This window comes from Xanthomonas sp. DAR33341 (assembly GCF_003992815.1).
In the GTDB taxonomy this organism is placed as follows: domain Bacteria; phylum Pseudomonadota; class Gammaproteobacteria; order Xanthomonadales; family Xanthomonadaceae; genus Xanthomonas; species Xanthomonas cissicola.
Window position 1 is genome coordinate 94,531 of sequence record NZ_QEYV01000021.1, and the last position, 15,831, is coordinate 110,361.

Sequence of the window (15,831 nt, forward strand, 5' to 3'; positions counted from 1 at the left end):
TGGTGAAAAAATCGCCAGTGTCGCCAGGGTTGTCCACACGCGATGTGGATCGAATTCCGCAAAGCCTGTGGGTAAGTATGACGAGGCCTTGCGCCGCAAGGCGCGACAGCTGTGTGGTGAAATTTTGACCATTTCGCGCGACACGCTTCGGCGCGTGGTTGCCTTGCTTGGAGGAGCGCCGCATTGCGCAGCGCCCACGCGCCATCAATGTGGGCTGTCGTCCAATTGAATCCGACCACGCAGCGAATTGCTCATTGCCTCGGTGATCAACACATCGACGAACTGTCCGATCAAACGTGGGTTGCCCGGGAAATTCACCGGGCGCATGTTTTCGCTCTTGCCGGTCAATTCGTTCGGATCGCGCCGCGAGGGGCCTTCCACCAGCACGCGCTGCACGCTGCCCACCATCGATTGCGAAATGCTCGCCGCGTGCGCATTGATATGCGCCTGCAGACGCGCAAGACGCGCCTGCTTCACTGCCTCCGGCGTGTCGTCCTGCAGGTCCGATGCCGGGGTGCCGGGGCGACGCGAATACACGAACGAAAAGCTCTGGTCGAAGCCTACGTCTTCGATCAGCTTCATGGTCTTTTCGAAGTCGGCTTCGGTCTCGCCAGGAAAGCCGACGATGAAGTCCGAACTGATCGAGATGTCCGGGCGCACTGCGCGCAGCTTGCGGATCTTCGACTTGAATTCCAGCGCGGTGTAGCCACGCTTCATCGCCGACAGAATGCGGTCGCTGCCGGCCTGCACCGGCAGGTGCAGGTAGTTGGCCAGCTGCGGCACATCGCGGTAGGCATCCACCAGCGAATCGGAAAACTCCAGCGGATGCGAGGTGGTGAAGCGGATGCGGCCGATGCCCTCGATCTGCGCGATGGTGCGGATCAGCAGGCCCAGATCGGCGTACTGCGCGGCGTCGCCGGCATCGGCGCCATACGCACCGCGATACGCATTGACGTTCTGGCCGAGCAGGTTGATCTCGCGCACGCCTTGCGCTGCCAATTGCGCCACTTCCACCAGCACGTCTTCGAACGGCCGGCTGACTTCTTCGCCACGGGTGTAGGGCACCACGCAGAACGAGCAGTATTTGGAGCAGCCTTCCATGATCGACACGAACGCCGAGGGGCCCTCGGCACGCGGCTCGGGCAGGCGGTCAAACTTCTCGATCTCCGGGAAGCTGATGTCCACCTGCGACTTGCCCGATTCGCGCCGCGCGCGGATCAGCTCCGGCAGCCGATGCAGCGTTTGCGGACCGAACACCAGGTCCACGTAGGGCGCGCGCTTGACGATGGCTTCGCCTTCCTGCGACGCCACGCAGCCGCCGACGCCGATGATCACCGGCTTGCCGCCGGCCTTCAGCGCCTTCCAGCGACCCAGCTGGCTGAACACCTTTTCCTGCGCCTTTTCGCGGATGGAGCAGGTGTTGACCAGCACTACATCCGCTTCTTCCGGATTGGCGGTCAGCTCCAGCCCTTCGGAGGCGGCAAGCACGTCGGCCATCTTGGCCGAGTCGTACTCGTTCATCTGGCATCCGTGGGTCTTGATATAGAGCTTGCCGCGCACCACGGCAGGCGCCGATGGGCGCGCGACGGGCAAGGGCAACAGGGCGGGTGCGTCCACGGCAGTGGCCGCGGACAGGTCGGAAACGGGTGTCCCGGGCATGGCGCTTATTCCAGGCGGGTAGAAGAGAGCCGCGCAGTTTACCCGCTTGCGCTGGCGCCGTCCGTGGGCGCGCGCCCGGCGTCGACGGCTTCGGCGCGCGCCACCGCCGGGCGCGCGACCATCCGGGCGATATAGGCGCGGGTCGGGGCGGGCGGATCGATCAGGCCAAACTCCACCATCCACGCCAAGGCGCCGCCCCACAGCACATCGGCCGCACTGCAGCGCTCGCCCAGCAGGTAATCGCCCTTGGCCAGCTGCGCATCCACCACCTGCAGCACGGTGTCGGCGTCGGCATAAGGCGAGAGCGAGCGCGGCGGGGCGCTGCGCTTGAGCGCAAGATCGATGATCGCCGGTTCGAAGGCAGAGCCGTAGAACGCAAGCCAGCGCAGGTAGGCGCCACGGTCGGTGTCGCCCGGCGCCGGCGACAGACCGGCTTCCGGATACAGCTCGGCCAGGTACTGATAGATGGCGCCCTGTTCGGTGACCACGCTGGTGCCATGAACAATGGTTGGAATCTTGCCCATCGGGTTGATCGCAAGGAATTCCGGCGTGCGCTGCTGCTCCTTTTCCAGATCGATGGGCTGCAGGCGGTAGCGTGCGCCCAGTTCTTCCAGCAAGACCAGCACTCCGCGCGAGCGGGAGCGGGGGTTGTGGAAGAGGATGACGTGGCGGTCGTCGGACATTGCGGTCTCCAGGTGGCTGCGGTGGCGAGCGGGTGGTGTGATGGCTGGTATCACGACTGTACGGGCCACTTGCGGACAGTTTCTGTCCGCAATACGGTGGCGCGATGGCTTCCACTGCTGTCCGCCTGTTGCGTCTGCTTTCCCTGCTGCAAGGTGGCCGGAGCTGGTCCGGTGTGGCGCTGGCAGAACGTTTGGGCATCCATCCGCGCAGCCTGCGACGCGATATCGAACGCCTGCGCGAAGCGGGTTACCCGGTGCATGCAACGCCCGGCAGCGGCGGAGGCTACCGGCTGGGGCAGGGCGCTGCGGCATTACCGCTGCTATTGGAAGAAGACGAGGCGCTGACCGTGGCGGTCGCCTTGCGCGCCGCCGCGCCAGCGGTGCGCGGGATGGACGCCGCCGCCGCACGCGTGATGGCCAAACTGGATCCCCTGCTGCCGCGCCGCAGCGGCCAGCGCGCCAGTGCCGCGCATGCCGCCATGGCCAGCATGCCGGCTGCCGAAACGGAATCGCTGGTCGATGCGGACCTGCTCGGCCAGTTGGCGGCCGCCTGCCGCGACCGGGCCACGCTGCGGCTGGGCTATCGGCGCCATTCGGGTACGGCCATCACCCGTAACGTCGAGCCGGCGCTGCTGGTGAACTACGGGCGGCGCTGGTACCTGCTGGTCTGGGACTGCGAACGCCAGGACTGGCGCAGCCTGCGCGCGGACCGGATCGATCAGGCGCTCGCCACCGGCGCGCGGTTCGCTCCCCGCGCATTGCCCGAAGAGCCGCTACAGCTGTTGCGCAAGGCGATCGGCGAAGCACCGTTCCCGTGCCGGGCGCGGGTGCGTTTGGCCGGCACGGTCGAGGCATTGGCAGCGCGCATCCCGCCCTGGCTGGGTGCATTGCAGGCCGATGGTCCCGCACATTGCTGGCTGGGTCTTGGCGCGCCGAGCTTGCCCGCGCTGGCAGCCAACCTGTTGTTGCTGGACCTGCCGTTCGACGCGATTGCGCCGGCCGAAGTCCGCCCCACCTTGACGCAGGCGCTGGACACGTTGCGCACGCAGCTGGACCGCCTGCCGCAGTGAGGGCGGCCAACAAGCCGCAGCGAGCGGTGGTCAGGTCGGCGGCGGCGCGCTAGTGATCGGAGTCGGAGCCGGAGTGCGCGATCGGCACTCAAGGATGTGAGCGCCGGTTTCGCCAGCCTGGTGGCTGCGCAGGCGCTTCGGTGGTTGCTCCAGCGCTGGCCGACACTTGGCAAGCCCTGGGCAAGCTGGGACACTCCGCGCATGAAGGGGATGTCAAGATTGCTGGGGCTGATGCTCGTCACGTTGTCGGCTGCGCCGGTCAGCGCCGGCACGCTGTACAAGTGCGTCGGCGCTGACGGTATCACCAGCTACCTGAGCAAGCGCCAGAGCGGCGCCACCTGCAGCGTCATCAGCAGCTATACCCCCGACCGTTCGGCCCGCCGCCCGCCTTCATCTCCCTCGGCCGGGCGTCTGGCCGTCAGTCCCGCGCCCAGCATGGCCAATATCGACAGCGGCGCGCCGGCCACCATGATCAGCCAGCCAGTCAGCCAGCCGCCGCGGCATGCCGCCGAGGTCGCTTCGGCGCCGGCTCCGCGTGCGTTGACGGAGTCGTCCGTCTCGGTCGTCACGCCGCCAGCGCCATCAGCAGCCAATCCGCGCCGGGTCGTCAGCGGGCAGGTGTACTCCTATATGAAGGACGGCGTGCGCCACTACACCAGCGCCCGTCCGCGCCAGGTCGCCAGCATCGAAGGCCTGCGCACCATCCATTACAGCTTTATCGAAACCTGCTACGCCTGCGGTGCCAAGCCCGGGGTTAATTTCGGTGCGATCCGGCTCAACACCAACGCCTACCAGCAGGAAATCGCAGCGGCGGCGCGCGAGTTCGGAGTGGAAGAATCGATCGTGCGCGCGATCATCCACGCCGAATCGGCCTACAACCCGCTCGCGCTCAGTCGCGCCGGTGCGCAAGGCCTGATGCAGTTGATGCCGGGCACGGCACGCAGGTTCGGCGTTAGCGATGCCTATGATGCAGCGCAAAATATTCGCGGCGGGGTGCAGTATCTGTCCTGGCTGCTGAAACGCTTCAATGGCGACCTCACCCTGGCCGCTGCCGGCTACAACGCCGGCGAGGGCGCGGTGGACCGTTATGGCGGCGTACCGCCGTATAGCGAGACCCAGCGGTACGTGCAACGCGTGGGCGTATTGGCCGGCCGCTATCGTGGCCAGGCGACTGCAGCCAACTAGAGCGGCTGATGGATGACCGTGCAGCCGGTCGGCGGGCGCGGCCGGTACTCCGGACATGGCGCAAGCGCCGCGGCGTCGGCGCGATCCACTCCCCGGACCGCTGCTGACGTATGGGTCGCCGCTCTTGCGAATATTCGCCACGGCGCTGCGCAGCGTGCGACTGGGCGAGTGCTCCCGTATCGGCGACATCGGTTGCAGCGCCCACAGCCAGTCGTGGACGATCGTGATTGCTGCGCTTGCACCATGCCCACGCATCCACCGCACGCGTGCATTGCCGTTGCAGCCCATGCTAGAGCACTACGTCACAGCCATCCGTCTCCCACGCTCCTTGAACTCCATCTGATCGGCTGCCGTCTGCATCGGCCGTTGCATCGCATAGGGCCGACTGCGTACATTGCGTTGTCTGTGCATTAAGCGTTCCGCTACACTGCGGTCGATTCATCGCGGCTGGACCCCCCGCCAGCCGTTGGCAGCCTCACGCTACCTAATCAAGATCGGAGAGCCGGATGGCCAACGATGGGGTTAACGCACCTGCTGATATCGGGCGTCGTCGGTTTTTAACCGCGACAACGGCCGTGGTCGGTGCGGTCGGAGCAGGATTCGTTGCAGTTCCGTTCGTGAAGTCGTGGAATCCCAGTGCGCGCGCCAAGTTGGCCGGCGCACCGGTCACCGCCGACATCAGCGCCTTGCAGGAAGGCCAGCGCATGGTCCTTGAATGGCGCGGTCAGCCCATCTGGATCGTCAAGCGCTCCAAGGCCATGCTCGACGCACTCCCGTCGCTGGACGACCGGCTCAAGGACCCCAAGTCCGAGAACAAGGATCAGCAGCCGGAGTACGTGCTGAAAAACCCGGAATATCGCTCGATCAAATCCGACATTTCGGTGCTGGTCGGGCTATGTACGCATCTGGGCTGCTCGCCGGAGATGGTCGCCGAAATCCGCCCCGAGCCTTACGACCCGCAGTGGAAGGGCGGTTATTTCTGCCCTTGCCACAAGTCGCGCTTCGACATGTCTGGCCGCGTCTTCGACGGCGTGCCGGCTCCGATCAATCTGCTGGTGCCCCCACACCACTACGTGGACGACAACACCTTGGTGATCGGCGTCGATCCTGACGATGCCGGTGCGTCGACCAAAACCACGGGGGCTGCCTGATGAGCAATGTTCTGGTCCGTACCGCCAACGGCGTGTTCGATTGGGTCAACGAGCGCGCGCCCGGGCTGATGCCCATGTATCGCAAGCACGTCAGCGAGTACTACGCGCCGAAGAACTTCAATCTCTGGTACTACTTCGGTTCGCTGGCTATCGTGGTGCTGGTCAACCAGATCGTCACCGGCATCTTCCTGACGATGCACTACAAGACCAGCGCCGCCGATGCATTCGCGTCGATCGAATACATCATGCGCGACGTGGAGTGGGGTTGGCTGATCCGCTACATGCACAGCACCGGCGCCTCGCTGTTTTTCATCGTGGTGTACCTGCACATGTTCCGCGGCTTGATGTACGGCAGCTACCAGAAGCCGCGCGAGCTGGTGTGGATTCTCGGCATGTTGATCTACCTGGTGCTGATGGCCGAAGCCTTCATGGGCTATGTCCTGCCGTGGGGACAGATGTCGTTCTGGGGCGCGAAGGTGATCATCTCGCTGTTCGGCGCCATTCCGGTGATCGGCAATGGGCTGACCGAGTGGATCATGGGCGACTACCTGCCCGGGGATGCCACGCTCAACCGCTTCTTCGCCTTGCACGTAATCGCACTGCCGTTGGTGCTGCTGCTGTTGATCGTGCTGCACATCGGCGCGCTGCACGAAGTAGGCTCCAACAACCCGGACGGCGTGGACATCAAGAAAGGTCCGAAGGGCAATCGCTGGGATGCGCATAAGCCGGCCGACGGCATTCCGTTCCACCCCTATTACACGGTCAAGGACCTGGTCGGCGTCGGATTCCTGCTGTTGATCGCTGCCTTCATCATCTTCTTCGCGCCGGCGTTCGGCGGCCTGTTCCTGGAGCACGACAACTTCACCGAAGCCAACAGGCTGGTGACGCCGGAGCACATCAAGCCGGTGTGGTACTACACGCCGTACTATGCCATGTTGCGCGTGGTGCCCAACAAGCTCGGTGGCGTGCTGGTGATGTTCTCGGCCATCGCGATCCTGTTCCTGGTGCCCTGGCTGGATCGCGCCAAGGTACGCTCGGTGCGCTACCGCGGCTGGATTTCCAAGCTGGCGTTGGGCGTGCTGGTGGTGTGCTTCGTCTGGCTGGGCGTGATCGGTTCCGGCCCCGGCACCGACGCGCACGAAACCTATGTCGGGCGGGTGTTGACCTTCCTGTACTTCGCCTTCTTCATCACCATGCCGGTGTGGACGCGGCTGGACAAAACCAAGCCGGTGCCGGAGCGGGTGACGACCCATGACTAATCCCAACGTGACGTCTTGGAAGTCGCGCGTGGTCGCCTTGCTCTGCGGCCTGATGGTCGCTGGCGGTGCGGTGGCGGCCGAAGGCGGGGCGGTGCAGCAGGCAGGTAACGACCTGAGCGATCGCGCGTCGCTGCAACGCGGTGCGCAGTTGTTCATGAACTACTGCTCCGGCTGCCATTCGTTGAAGTACCTGCGCTATTCGCGCATGGCCAGCGATCTGGGCTTGAGCGAAGAGGAGGTCATGACCAACCTCAACTTCACCGGCGCCAAAGTCGGCGAACACATCGAAGGCACCATGCCGCACGATGCGGCGACCAAATGGTTCGGCAAGGCGCCGCCGGATCTGACCTTGATCGCACGCGTGCGCGGTACGGACTGGGTCTACACCTATCTCAAGTCGTTTTATCTGGATCAGACCCGCCCGCTGGGCTGGAACAACAAGCTGTTTCCGAACGCCTCCATGCCCAACCCGCTATGGGAGTTGCAAGGCCTGCAGCAGGCGCAGTTCGGCCCGGCCGACAAGGCCACCGGCGACAAGCCGGTAGAGGCATTGAAGCTTGGGCAGCCGGGGCGTCAAACGCCGGTGGAATTCGACCAGACCGTGCGGGATATCGCCAACTTCCTCGAGTACGCCGGCGAGCCAGCTGCATTGAAGCGCCAGAGCATGGGCGTGTGGGTGGTCCTGTTCCTGGCGCTGCTCACCTTCATCGCTTATTTGCTGAAGAAGGAATACTGGAAGGACGTGCATTGAGCGCTGCGTAGGCCGTCATCGGCTGCGGGAGCGAACAATTGCAGTGCAGGGCGGGCATCGCCAGGTGCTTGGAGACCTCGCTGATCGCCGAGCCTTGCGCCGCTCCCAACGGGAAAGCGCTTGCCTCCTCTCCCGTGCGGAGAGAGGGGGCAGGGCGATGGTTGGCAGGGCGAACGGCCCGTCTACCCGGGCCAGGTAGATCCCTGCGACCGTGTTGCAGCGCCCACACGTCCTGCGGTTCTCTGGGAGCAGCGCAACAGCCGGCTTATCGGAACATTAATAAGCCCTATCACTCTTGGCTTTTGCGTGACGTGATTGCACACTCGATAGACCGTGGTGACTGTCGGCGTTGGGCCGGCCGCGCCGATGCGGCCGGCGGATTCCGGTCGTCGGAGAGCCTTGAATGGCGACGAGTGTGCGTATGCGGAATACCTTGACTTTGTTTTCGTCCAACGACGACGTGTTGTGCCACCGGGTTCGTCTGGTCCTGGCGGCGAAAGGGGTGACCTACGACCTGGTGCCGGTCGACCCGCAAAATCCTCCCGAAGATCTGATCGATCTCAATCCCTATCATTCGGTGCCGACGCTGGTCGAACGCGACCTGGTGCTGTACGCCGCGTCGGTGGTCAGCGAATACCTGGACGAGCGCTATCCGCATCCGCCGCTGATGCCGGTCGACCCGCTCTCGCGTGCGCGGCTGCGCCTGGCGATGTTGCGCATCGAGCATGACTGGGTGCCGCAAGTCCAGGCGATCCAGCTCGGCAACAAGACGCAGGCCGAGGCCGGCCGCAAGCGTCTGAAAGAACTGCTCACCGCATCGGTGCCGTTGTTCAAGGCCAGCAAATTCTTCCTCAATCCGGAAATGAGTCTGGCCGATTGTGCGATGGCGCCGATCATCTGGCGACTGGACGCGTTGGAAATCAGCCTGCCCAAGGACGGCAAGGCGATCGAGGATTACGGCAACCGGATCTTCCGCAACCCGGGCTTTATCCGCAGCCTGACCGATCAGGAAAAGAAGCTGCGCGATCTGCCGGGCTGATGCGACGGCTGTATGCCAACAGACCGACTTCCGATCGCATGGCCGCCGCGACGGGCCATGTACGGGTAAAATGACGCAATGAGCGAAGATTTCCCCCGCATGACCAGCCATCGCCCGTACCTGTTGCGGGCCTTGGTCGAATGGATCAACGACAACGGCATGACGCCGCACGTTTTGGTGGATGCCGGCCTGCCCGGTGTGCAGGTGCCTGCCAGTGCCGTCAAGGACGGTCGCGTCGTCTTGAATATCGCCGAGCGTGCCGTGGTCGGCCTGCAGGTGGACAACGAAAGCGTGAGCTTCACTGCACGCTTCGGTGGCGTGAGCCATCCGGTGATGGTGCCGATGGCTGCCGTGTTGGCGGTCTATGCGCGCGAAACCGGGCAGGGCATGGCGCTGCCGGACGACATCCCCGGCACCAGCAGCGAGCCACCGGATCCGGGCTCGCCACCGCCGAGCGCGCCGACGCCGGACGAGCCGCCCAGTGGTGGCAAGCGCCCGCATCTTCGCGTGGTGAAGTAAGGACAGCGCACCGCCCCCTGCGCCGCCGCAAGGCGAGTGCAGGCCGGTGCTCGGCATCGGCAGGTGCCCCCAGTAAACTGAGGGTCCCGCGTGCCGTCCACGGTCAACGGTGACGGCGTCCCAGGTTCTGCTGGCTGCGGTGAAAGCGGCCAGCGTATGACCTGCAGCCTCGCCAAGTGGAGGGTTCGATTGCACGTGGAGCGCACCCGTCATGTCGATTGCAGCGCGCCGGATGCGTCCGGCGCACTCGAGGACGCATACGAGTACGAGTACGACATCTATCGCTTCGTGGACGGCGAGCGTTGTCTGATTGCGCGCAGCTACATCGACACGCCGAGTGAGGCGCATTTTCTCAGCATCGAAATTGCCGGCAAGTCGCGTCTATTGAAGGATGCCGACCTGCCGGATCCGGTGTGGCTGTTCGCCCGGGCGCAGCTGCGTCGAGAGGGCAAGCTGCAGTTGTGCTGGCTGAGCGGCAGGGACAATGGCTACGAGCCCGTTCCCGCGGATTCGACGTCTTTGGAATAAGTGGCCGGCTGTGTGGAGTGCCGCCGACTGATGCAACGGCCAGCCGCGTGCACAGACGGCGACAGCGCGCAGCGACAGCTCTCGACGATTGCGGGAATCCACAGGGAAGCTGGCGGGCCAATCGCTGTAACCCGGACATGTGAAGCTGCAGGTATGTCAGGTGTCAGCGCGCACGTGACCTGCAACTGCGCGCCTCACTCCAGACGTTCATGCTCCGGGTGCAATGCCCTGACGGTAGCGACCTGCGGCCCGGTGAAGGCAATCAGTTGATCGCCGCGCAGCACCAGCTTGCCGCTATGGCGATCCACGCCGTCGTAGGAATAGTCGAAGCGGAAGGTGCGCTCGAAGCCCAGCCAGCCGCTGGGCATCCTGCATACGCGGATATTGGTGGAATGCACGCTCTGGTCCAGCCATTGCACGTCGGCCGCGCGGCAGGCATTGCGGCCAAGAATGTCGGCGCGTTCGGCAGCCGCGCGCGAGGAGTTCCAGAACGCGAACAGCGCGGCGCCGGCGATCATGAAAAGAATCAGGCTGGGCATGCCGTCAATGTGCCACGGCACGTGGCCGGCGGACAATCGCCGGGCCGGCGCCGCAGCGTTGCGAAGGCGTCGCCTTGTCGATGGCAGAGGCCGTCACCATTGCGCTAAGAGCGGCTAACAAAACGTAGCGAGCAGGTGTCAGGTGGGCGCGGACGGCGCGCTCAGAACCGGAGTGTACGCGAGGTACATGCCGATTCCGAGCACCGGCCGCGCCCGCCTGGCGGCTGCGCAGTCGTTTTGTTAGCCGCTCTAAATCGCTCACTACCGGCCTGGCCCGTGGCTTGTCTGGACCGCTGCGTAGCCCCATTGATGGTGGTTCCCACCGAGTTACATCCGCGCGCCTTGCCGTCATGATGAGCCCTTGCCGTCATGATGAGCAATGGTGTCGGGCATTGCCAATGCATCCTGTCCTGCAACACTTCCATCCTGTGGTCGCTGCATGGTTCGCGCAGACCTTCGCTGCGCCGACACCGGCGCAGATCGCTGCGTGGCCGGCGATCCAGGCCGGACGCCACACGCTGGTGGCCGCGCCCACCGGCTCGGGCAAGACGCTAACGGCGTTCTTCGCCGCCATCGATGCGTTGATCCGCGACGGGCTGGCCAATGGCGGTGCGTTGCCCGACGAAACCCGTGTGGTCTACGTCTCGCCGTTAAAGGCCTTGTCCAATGACATCCACCTCAACCTGGACGCGCCCTTGCAGGGCATCCGTGCGGCGCTGGTCGCCGGCGGCTTGCCGGATGTGCCGATTCGTACCGCGGTGCGTACCGGCGACACCCCGCAGCGCGAGCGCGCGCAGGCGCGTCGCACGCCGCCGCATATTCTGGTGACCACCCCGGAGTCGCTGTACGTGCTGTTGGGGTCGGCATCCGGGCGCACGTCGCTGCGGCAGGTGCGCACCGTGATCGTCGATGAAATCCACGCCGTGGCGTCGGACAAGCGCGGCAGCCACCTGAGCCTGACGCTGGAGCGCTTGCAGCGGCTGGTCGTGCAGCCGATCACGCGGGTGGGGCTGTCGGCGACGCAGAAGCCCATCGAAACGGTGGCGCAATTCCTGGTCGGTGTCGACGCAGACGGCGTGCCGCCGCCGTGCGAGATCGTCGATATCGGCTACACCCGCAGGCGTGATCTGGCCCTGGCGTTGCCGCCCACGCCGCTGAGCGTGGTGATGTCCAACGACCAGTGGCTGCAGGTGTATGCCGATGTGGCCGCACTGGCGCAGCAACATCGCACCACGCTGGTGTTCGTCAACACGCGGCGCATGGCCGAACGCGCGGCGCGGCATCTGGGCGATCTGCTCGGCAAACAGCGCGTGTCGGCGCATCACGGCAGCCTGTCGCGCGAGACGCGCCTGCTGGCCGAGCAACGGCTCAAGGCCGGCGATCTCACCGTGTTGGTGGCGACCGCTTCGCTGGAACTGGGGCTGGATATCGGCGATGTCGATCTGGTCTGCCAGCTCGGTTCGCCGCGCTCGATCGCCACCTTCCTGCAACGTGCCGGGCGTTCCGGACACAAGGTCGGCGGTACGCCCAAGGCGCGCCTGTTTCCGCAGACCCGCGACGAACTGGTCGAATGCGCCGCGCTGCTGGACAGCATCCGCCGCGGCGAACTGGATGCCTTGCGCATTGTGCCGGCGCCGCTGGACGTGTTGGCGCAGCAGATCGTTGCCGAAGCCGCATGCGAAGACTGGGACGAAGATGCGCTGTTCGCGCTGGTGCGGCGCGCGTGGCCGTTCGCCGGGCTGAGCCGTGCCTCCTTCGACAGCGTGGTGCGCATGTTATGCGATGGCTTCAGCACTCGGCTCGGTCCGCGCGCCGGATATCTGCATCGCGATGCGGTGCATCGGCGCTTGCACGCACGGCGCGGTGCGCGCATGACGGCGCTCACCTCCGGCGGCACCATTCCCGAAACCGGCGACTACAGCGTGGTGCTGGAACCGCAGGCCGAAAAGATCGGCACGGTAAACGAGGATTTCGCCGTCGAAAGCCTTACCGGCGATGTGTTCCAGCTGGGCAATGCGAGTTACCGCATCCTGCGCGTGGAGGCCGGGCGCGTGCGCGTGGAAGATGCCAAGGGCGCGCCGCCGAACATTCCGTTCTGGCTGGGCGAAGCGCCGGGTCGTAGCGATGAGCTGTCTGCGGCGGTGTCGCGCCTGCGTGGCGAGATTGCCGCGCGGCTGGACACCGCGCCGCACCAGGCGGCTCGCGACTGGCTGCAGCGCGAGCTGGAGATGTCCGCCGAAGCGGCGCGACAACTGGTGGATTATCTGGCAAACGCTTGCACCGCATTGGGCGCGATGCCCACCCAGCAGTGCCTGGTCATGGAGCGCTTCTTCGATGCCAGCGGCGGTACCCAGCTGGTCATCCATTCGCCGTACGGCAGCCGCATCAATCGTGCGTGGGGGCTGGCGCTGCGCAAGCGCTTCTGCCGCACCTTCAATTTCGAATTGCAGGCTGCAGCCACCGAAGATGCGATTGTGCTGTCGCTGTCGACCAGTCATAGCTTTGCGCTGGAAGAAGTTGGCCGTTACCTGCATTCGTCGTCGGCCGAGCATGTGTTGATCCAGGCATTGCTGGATGCGCCGCTGTTCGGCGTGCGCTGGCGCTGGAACGCCACCAACGCCATGGCGCTGCCGCGCTTCAGTGGCGGCAACAAGGTGGCGCCGCAGTTGCAACGGATGAAGTCTGAAGATTTGCTCGCCACGGTATTCCCGGACCAGGTGGCCTGTGCGGAAAATCTGGTCGGCGAACGCGAGGTGCCCGACCACCCGTTGGTGGCGCAGACCCTGGAAGATTGCCTGCACCACGCCATGGATAGCGAAGGCTGGCTGCAGGTGTTGCGCGGCCTGGAATCGGGCGCGGTGACGCTGGTCGCGCGCGACCTGGCGGCGCCGTCGCCGCTGGCCGCCGAAGCCTTGAACGCGCGTCCCTATGCATTTCTCGACGATGCGCCCCTGGAAGAACGCCGTACTCAGGCCGTGCAAAGTCGGCGCTACACGCCGCAGACCAGCGACGACCTGGGACAGCTCGATCCGCAAGCGATTGCCGCAGTGTGCGAAGAAGCCTGGCCACAGCCGCGCGATGCCGAAGAAATGCACGAGGCACTGGTGGGGCTGGGCGTGTTGCCGGTCGCAGAGGCCACTGATGCGCAGTGGCAGGCATGGTTGGCCGCGCTGGCCGCAGCTGGTCGTGCCAGCTGCATTGCCATGCATGGCATCCCGGCACTGTGGATCAGCGCCGAGCGCATCGACTGGTTCTTGCCGTTGTATCGGCAAGCAACTGCGCAGCCGCCGCTGCAGGCACCGGCCGAGTGCCGCGTTGCCGACTGGCAGCGCGACTGGGCGGTGCGCGAACTGCTGCGCGGGCGCTTGTCCGCCGTTGGCCCGGCACAGGTGCCGGCCTTGTCCAACGCGTTGCAGGTGCCCGAGCCAGAGATCGTGCTGGCGTTGGCGGCCTTGCAACGCGAGGGCTACGTCATGGCCGGGCGGTTCAGTGCGCACGTGCAGGCCGAAGAGTGGTGCGAGCGCCATCTGTTGGCACGCATCCACCGCTACACGTTGGGGCGTCTGCGCCGCGAGATCGAACCGGTATCGCAGCGCGATTACGCGCGTTTTCTGTTCGAGTGGCAGCACGTGGACAGCAGCAGCCGGGTGGCTGGGCCGGATGCGCTGGCCGGCGTGGTGGGGCAGCTCGAAGGCTTCGAGGCGCCTGCAGTGCTGTGGGAGAGCGAGCTATTGCCGGCGCGCATCCGCGACTATCAACCGGCCTGGCTGGACGAGTTGTGCACCGCCGGGCGCACGCTGTGGGCACGCTTGCGGCCCGGCAGCGGCCGCGGCGGCGGCGCACTGCGCAGCACGCCGATCGTGCTGCTGCCACGGCGCGAAGCGCAGCGTTGGAGCGCATTGGCGCGCGATGCCGACGACGCGCCATTGGGCTCCCGCGCGCAACGCGTCATGCAGGTGCTGCAGCAGCAAGGCGCGCTGTTCTTCGATGAAATCGCCGACGCGGCGCATCTGATGAATACCGAGCTGGAAGATGCATTAAGCGAGCTGGTGATGCGCGGCCGCGCGCATTGCGACAGCTATGCCGGTCTGCGCGCGCTGCTGGTGCCGGCGTCCAAGCGGCCGTCGGCACTGTCGCGGCAACGTCGCCGCGCCAGCGCGCTGGGCATCCGCGATGCGGGCCGCTGGGCGCCGGCGCGGGCGCTGCCCGACTTGCCGCTTGCCGAAGCCGCGCAGCGCCATCAGGACACGCTCGAACACCTCGCGCGCACGCTGTTGCGGCGCTACGGCGTGGTGTGCTGGCGGCTGCTCGAACGCGAGGCCGCATGGCTGCCGCCGTGGCGGGAATTGCTGCGCATGTATCAACGGCTGGAAGCGCGCGGCGAAATCCGCGGCGGGCGGTTCATCGCCGGGCTGTCCGGCGAGCAGTTTGCGTTGCCGGACGCGATTGCGGCCTTGCGCCGTGTGCGCGCGCAGCCATTGCCGCAGCAGTGGATCTGCGTCAGTGCCAGCGACCCAAGCAATCTGCTCGGCAGTCTGCTGCCGGGCGAGCGGGTCGCGCGCGTGCCGGGCAATCGTGTCGTTTCGCTGGATGGGCTGCCCATGGCGGTCTGGGCGGCAGACCGCTTCCAGGCCTTGCAGGAGCTTACGCCCGAGCAAGCCGAGCAGGCGCTGCGTCTGCTACAGCGCGGACCGGGCGCGGCAGAACAATCGCCGATGGAGCGCTGGTTGGCTCAATCGCCGGCAAGCGCCGTGCCTTTTCCGGTCACGCGCGGAAGCGGACGCGATAAATAGCGGCTATCTGCAACCACCCAGCGCCATGGCGCATCCACGGCCTTGCGGATGCCGATGCGCGGCGTGGCCACTGGATTGGACGGAGGCGGCGCGCCGTCGTCTTCGATCCAGAGCCGCGCGGCCGCGGTGCTGAGATCCAGCCCATTGTCCGCAGCGGTCACGCCGAACGCCTGCGCCAGGCGGCCTGGGCCGGTGGTCAACGCAGTGAACGGGGCGGCGCCGCGCGCGGCCTGCATGCGGTCGATACCGTCCAGCGGTTCCAATGCGCGGATCAGCACCGCATGCCCGGGCGCACCGCCGCAGACCACGTTGATTGCCCAATGCATGCCATAGATGAAATACACATACAGGTGCCCGGGCGCACCGAACATCACCCGCGTGCGCGGGGTCATGCCGCGGAACGAGTGCGCGGCCGGGTCGTCGCTACCGCAGTAGGCTTCCACTTCGGTGATGCGCCCGCAGCGTCCGTCAGCACTGACCAGCACCTTGTTGAGCAATCGCGGCGCGACCTGGCGGGCGTCGTGGGCAAGAACGTGCGGGGCAAGGGCTTTGCAGGCATGGCCAAAGCATAGCTGCGTGGACGTGATGTCCCAGCGGATTGGCCTGGACAGCGCACGGGCGGGGGTAGGGTTTTTCCGAATATGGGCTGTGACGA

Annotated in this window: 13 protein-coding genes and 1 other RNA gene; 9 read left to right on the forward strand and 5 right to left on the reverse strand. The window is 65.8% G+C overall.

Annotated elements, in window-relative coordinates:
* Positions 1-204: 204 nt before the first annotated feature.
* The gene (gene miaB / locus EO156_RS08140) at positions 205-1,659 is read right to left on the reverse strand and encodes a tRNA (N6-isopentenyl adenosine(37)-C2)-methylthiotransferase MiaB (RefSeq protein ID WP_016849502.1); all 1,455 of its coding nucleotides are present in this window, start codon (positions 1,657-1,659) and stop codon (positions 205-207) included.
* A 38-nt stretch (positions 1,660-1,697) separates the two neighbouring features.
* Positions 1,698-2,342, reverse strand: coding sequence for a glutathione S-transferase family protein (locus tag EO156_RS08145; RefSeq protein WP_033482789.1), 645 nt, complete (start codon positions 2,340-2,342; stop codon positions 1,698-1,700).
* Positions 2,343-2,446: 104 nt separating this feature from the next.
* On the opposite strand from EO156_RS08145, the gene EO156_RS08150 reads away from it, so the two are divergent.
* The 8 genes from EO156_RS08150 to EO156_RS08190 all read left to right on the forward strand — a co-directional run bounded on the left by EO156_RS08150 (position 2,447) and on the right by EO156_RS08190 (position 9,844).
* Entirely contained in the window at positions 2,447-3,412 is a 966-nt protein-coding gene (locus EO156_RS08150) for a WYL domain-containing protein (protein WP_029829101.1), read from the forward strand.
* Between the two features lie 201 nt (positions 3,413-3,613).
* On the forward strand, positions 3,614-4,597 hold the full coding sequence (locus EO156_RS08155; protein WP_029829099.1) for a lytic transglycosylase domain-containing protein: 984 nt from the start codon (positions 3,614-3,616) through the stop codon (positions 4,595-4,597).
* A gap of 506 nt (positions 4,598-5,103) precedes the next feature.
* The gene (gene petA / locus EO156_RS08165) at positions 5,104-5,748 is read left to right on the forward strand and encodes a ubiquinol-cytochrome c reductase iron-sulfur subunit (protein WP_003485955.1); all 645 of its coding nucleotides are present in this window, start codon (positions 5,104-5,106) and stop codon (positions 5,746-5,748) included.
* Positions 5,748-7,007, forward strand: coding sequence for a cytochrome bc complex cytochrome b subunit (locus EO156_RS08170; RefSeq protein ID WP_011051600.1), 1,260 nt, complete (start codon positions 5,748-5,750; stop codon positions 7,005-7,007). The genes petA and EO156_RS08170 overlap by 1 nt, the downstream gene beginning before the upstream one ends.
* The gene (locus tag EO156_RS08175; RefSeq protein ID WP_016849999.1) at positions 7,000-7,758 is read left to right on the forward strand and encodes a cytochrome c1; all 759 of its coding nucleotides are present in this window, start codon (positions 7,000-7,002) and stop codon (positions 7,756-7,758) included. The genes EO156_RS08170 and EO156_RS08175 overlap by 8 nt, the downstream gene beginning before the upstream one ends.
* 403 nt (positions 7,759-8,161) lie before the next feature.
* Positions 8,162-8,797 (forward strand): glutathione S-transferase N-terminal domain-containing protein, encoded by a 636-nt coding sequence (locus tag EO156_RS08180; RefSeq protein ID WP_005915265.1) that lies wholly within the window; start codon positions 8,162-8,164, stop codon positions 8,795-8,797.
* 78 nt (positions 8,798-8,875) lie between these two features.
* A complete protein-coding gene (locus EO156_RS08185; RefSeq protein ID WP_005915263.1) occupies positions 8,876-9,316 on the forward strand; it encodes a ClpXP protease specificity-enhancing factor in 441 nt (146 codons plus the stop codon).
* Positions 9,317-9,505: 189 nt separating this feature from the next.
* On the forward strand, positions 9,506-9,844 hold the full coding sequence (locus EO156_RS08190) for a hypothetical protein (RefSeq protein ID WP_016850000.1): 339 nt from the start codon (positions 9,506-9,508) through the stop codon (positions 9,842-9,844).
* 194 nt (positions 9,845-10,038) lie between these two features.
* Here EO156_RS08190 and EO156_RS08195 read toward each other — a convergent pair whose 3' ends face one another.
* Together EO156_RS08195 and EO156_RS08200 are read right to left on the reverse strand one after the other, a co-directional pair.
* Entirely contained in the window at positions 10,039-10,419 is a 381-nt protein-coding gene (locus EO156_RS08195) for a DUF3301 domain-containing protein (protein WP_016850001.1), read from the reverse strand.
* A gap of 76 nt (positions 10,420-10,495) precedes the next feature.
* A non-coding RNA gene (locus tag EO156_RS08200) (sX9 sRNA) lies at positions 10,496-10,572 on the reverse strand.
* Between the two features lie 209 nt (positions 10,573-10,781).
* Between EO156_RS08200 and EO156_RS08205 the strand changes: the two genes are divergently transcribed.
* The gene (locus tag EO156_RS08205; protein WP_029829096.1) at positions 10,782-15,176 is read left to right on the forward strand and encodes a DEAD/DEAH box helicase; all 4,395 of its coding nucleotides are present in this window, start codon (positions 10,782-10,784) and stop codon (positions 15,174-15,176) included.
* On the opposite strand, the gene EO156_RS08210 is transcribed toward EO156_RS08205, so the two are convergent.
* A complete protein-coding gene (locus EO156_RS08210; RefSeq protein WP_050595557.1) occupies positions 15,116-15,763 on the reverse strand; it encodes a DNA-3-methyladenine glycosylase in 648 nt (215 codons plus the stop codon). The two genes, EO156_RS08205 and EO156_RS08210, sit on opposite strands and share 61 nt — an antisense overlap.
* Positions 15,764-15,831 lie beyond the last annotated feature (68 nt).

What these genes read in the sequence shown, in the direction of transcription:
- EO156_RS08180 (WP_005915265.1), top strand. Translation starts at nt 8,162, where the DNA reads ATGGCGACGAGTGTGCGTATGCGGAATACCTTGACTTTGTTTTCGTCC.
- EO156_RS08155 (WP_029829099.1), top strand. Translation starts at nt 3,614, where the DNA reads ATGAAGGGGATGTCAAGATTGCTGGGGCTGATGCTCGTCACGTTGTCG.
- miaB (WP_016849502.1), bottom strand. Translation starts at nt 1,659, where the DNA reads ATGCCCGGGACACCCGTTTCCGACCTGTCCGCGGCCACTGCCGTGGAC.
- EO156_RS08170 (WP_011051600.1), top strand. Translation starts at nt 5,748, where the DNA reads ATGAGCAATGTTCTGGTCCGTACCGCCAACGGCGTGTTCGATTGGGTC.
- EO156_RS08145 (WP_033482789.1), bottom strand. Translation starts at nt 2,342, where the DNA reads ATGTCCGACGACCGCCACGTCATCCTCTTCCACAACCCCCGCTCCCGC.
- EO156_RS08175 (WP_016849999.1), top strand. Translation starts at nt 7,000, where the DNA reads ATGACTAATCCCAACGTGACGTCTTGGAAGTCGCGCGTGGTCGCCTTG.
- EO156_RS08150 (WP_029829101.1), top strand. Translation starts at nt 2,447, where the DNA reads ATGGCTTCCACTGCTGTCCGCCTGTTGCGTCTGCTTTCCCTGCTGCAA.
- EO156_RS08185 (WP_005915263.1), top strand. Translation starts at nt 8,876, where the DNA reads ATGAGCGAAGATTTCCCCCGCATGACCAGCCATCGCCCGTACCTGTTG.
- EO156_RS08205 (WP_029829096.1), top strand. Translation starts at nt 10,782, where the DNA reads ATGCATCCTGTCCTGCAACACTTCCATCCTGTGGTCGCTGCATGGTTC.
- petA (WP_003485955.1), top strand. Translation starts at nt 5,104, where the DNA reads ATGGCCAACGATGGGGTTAACGCACCTGCTGATATCGGGCGTCGTCGG.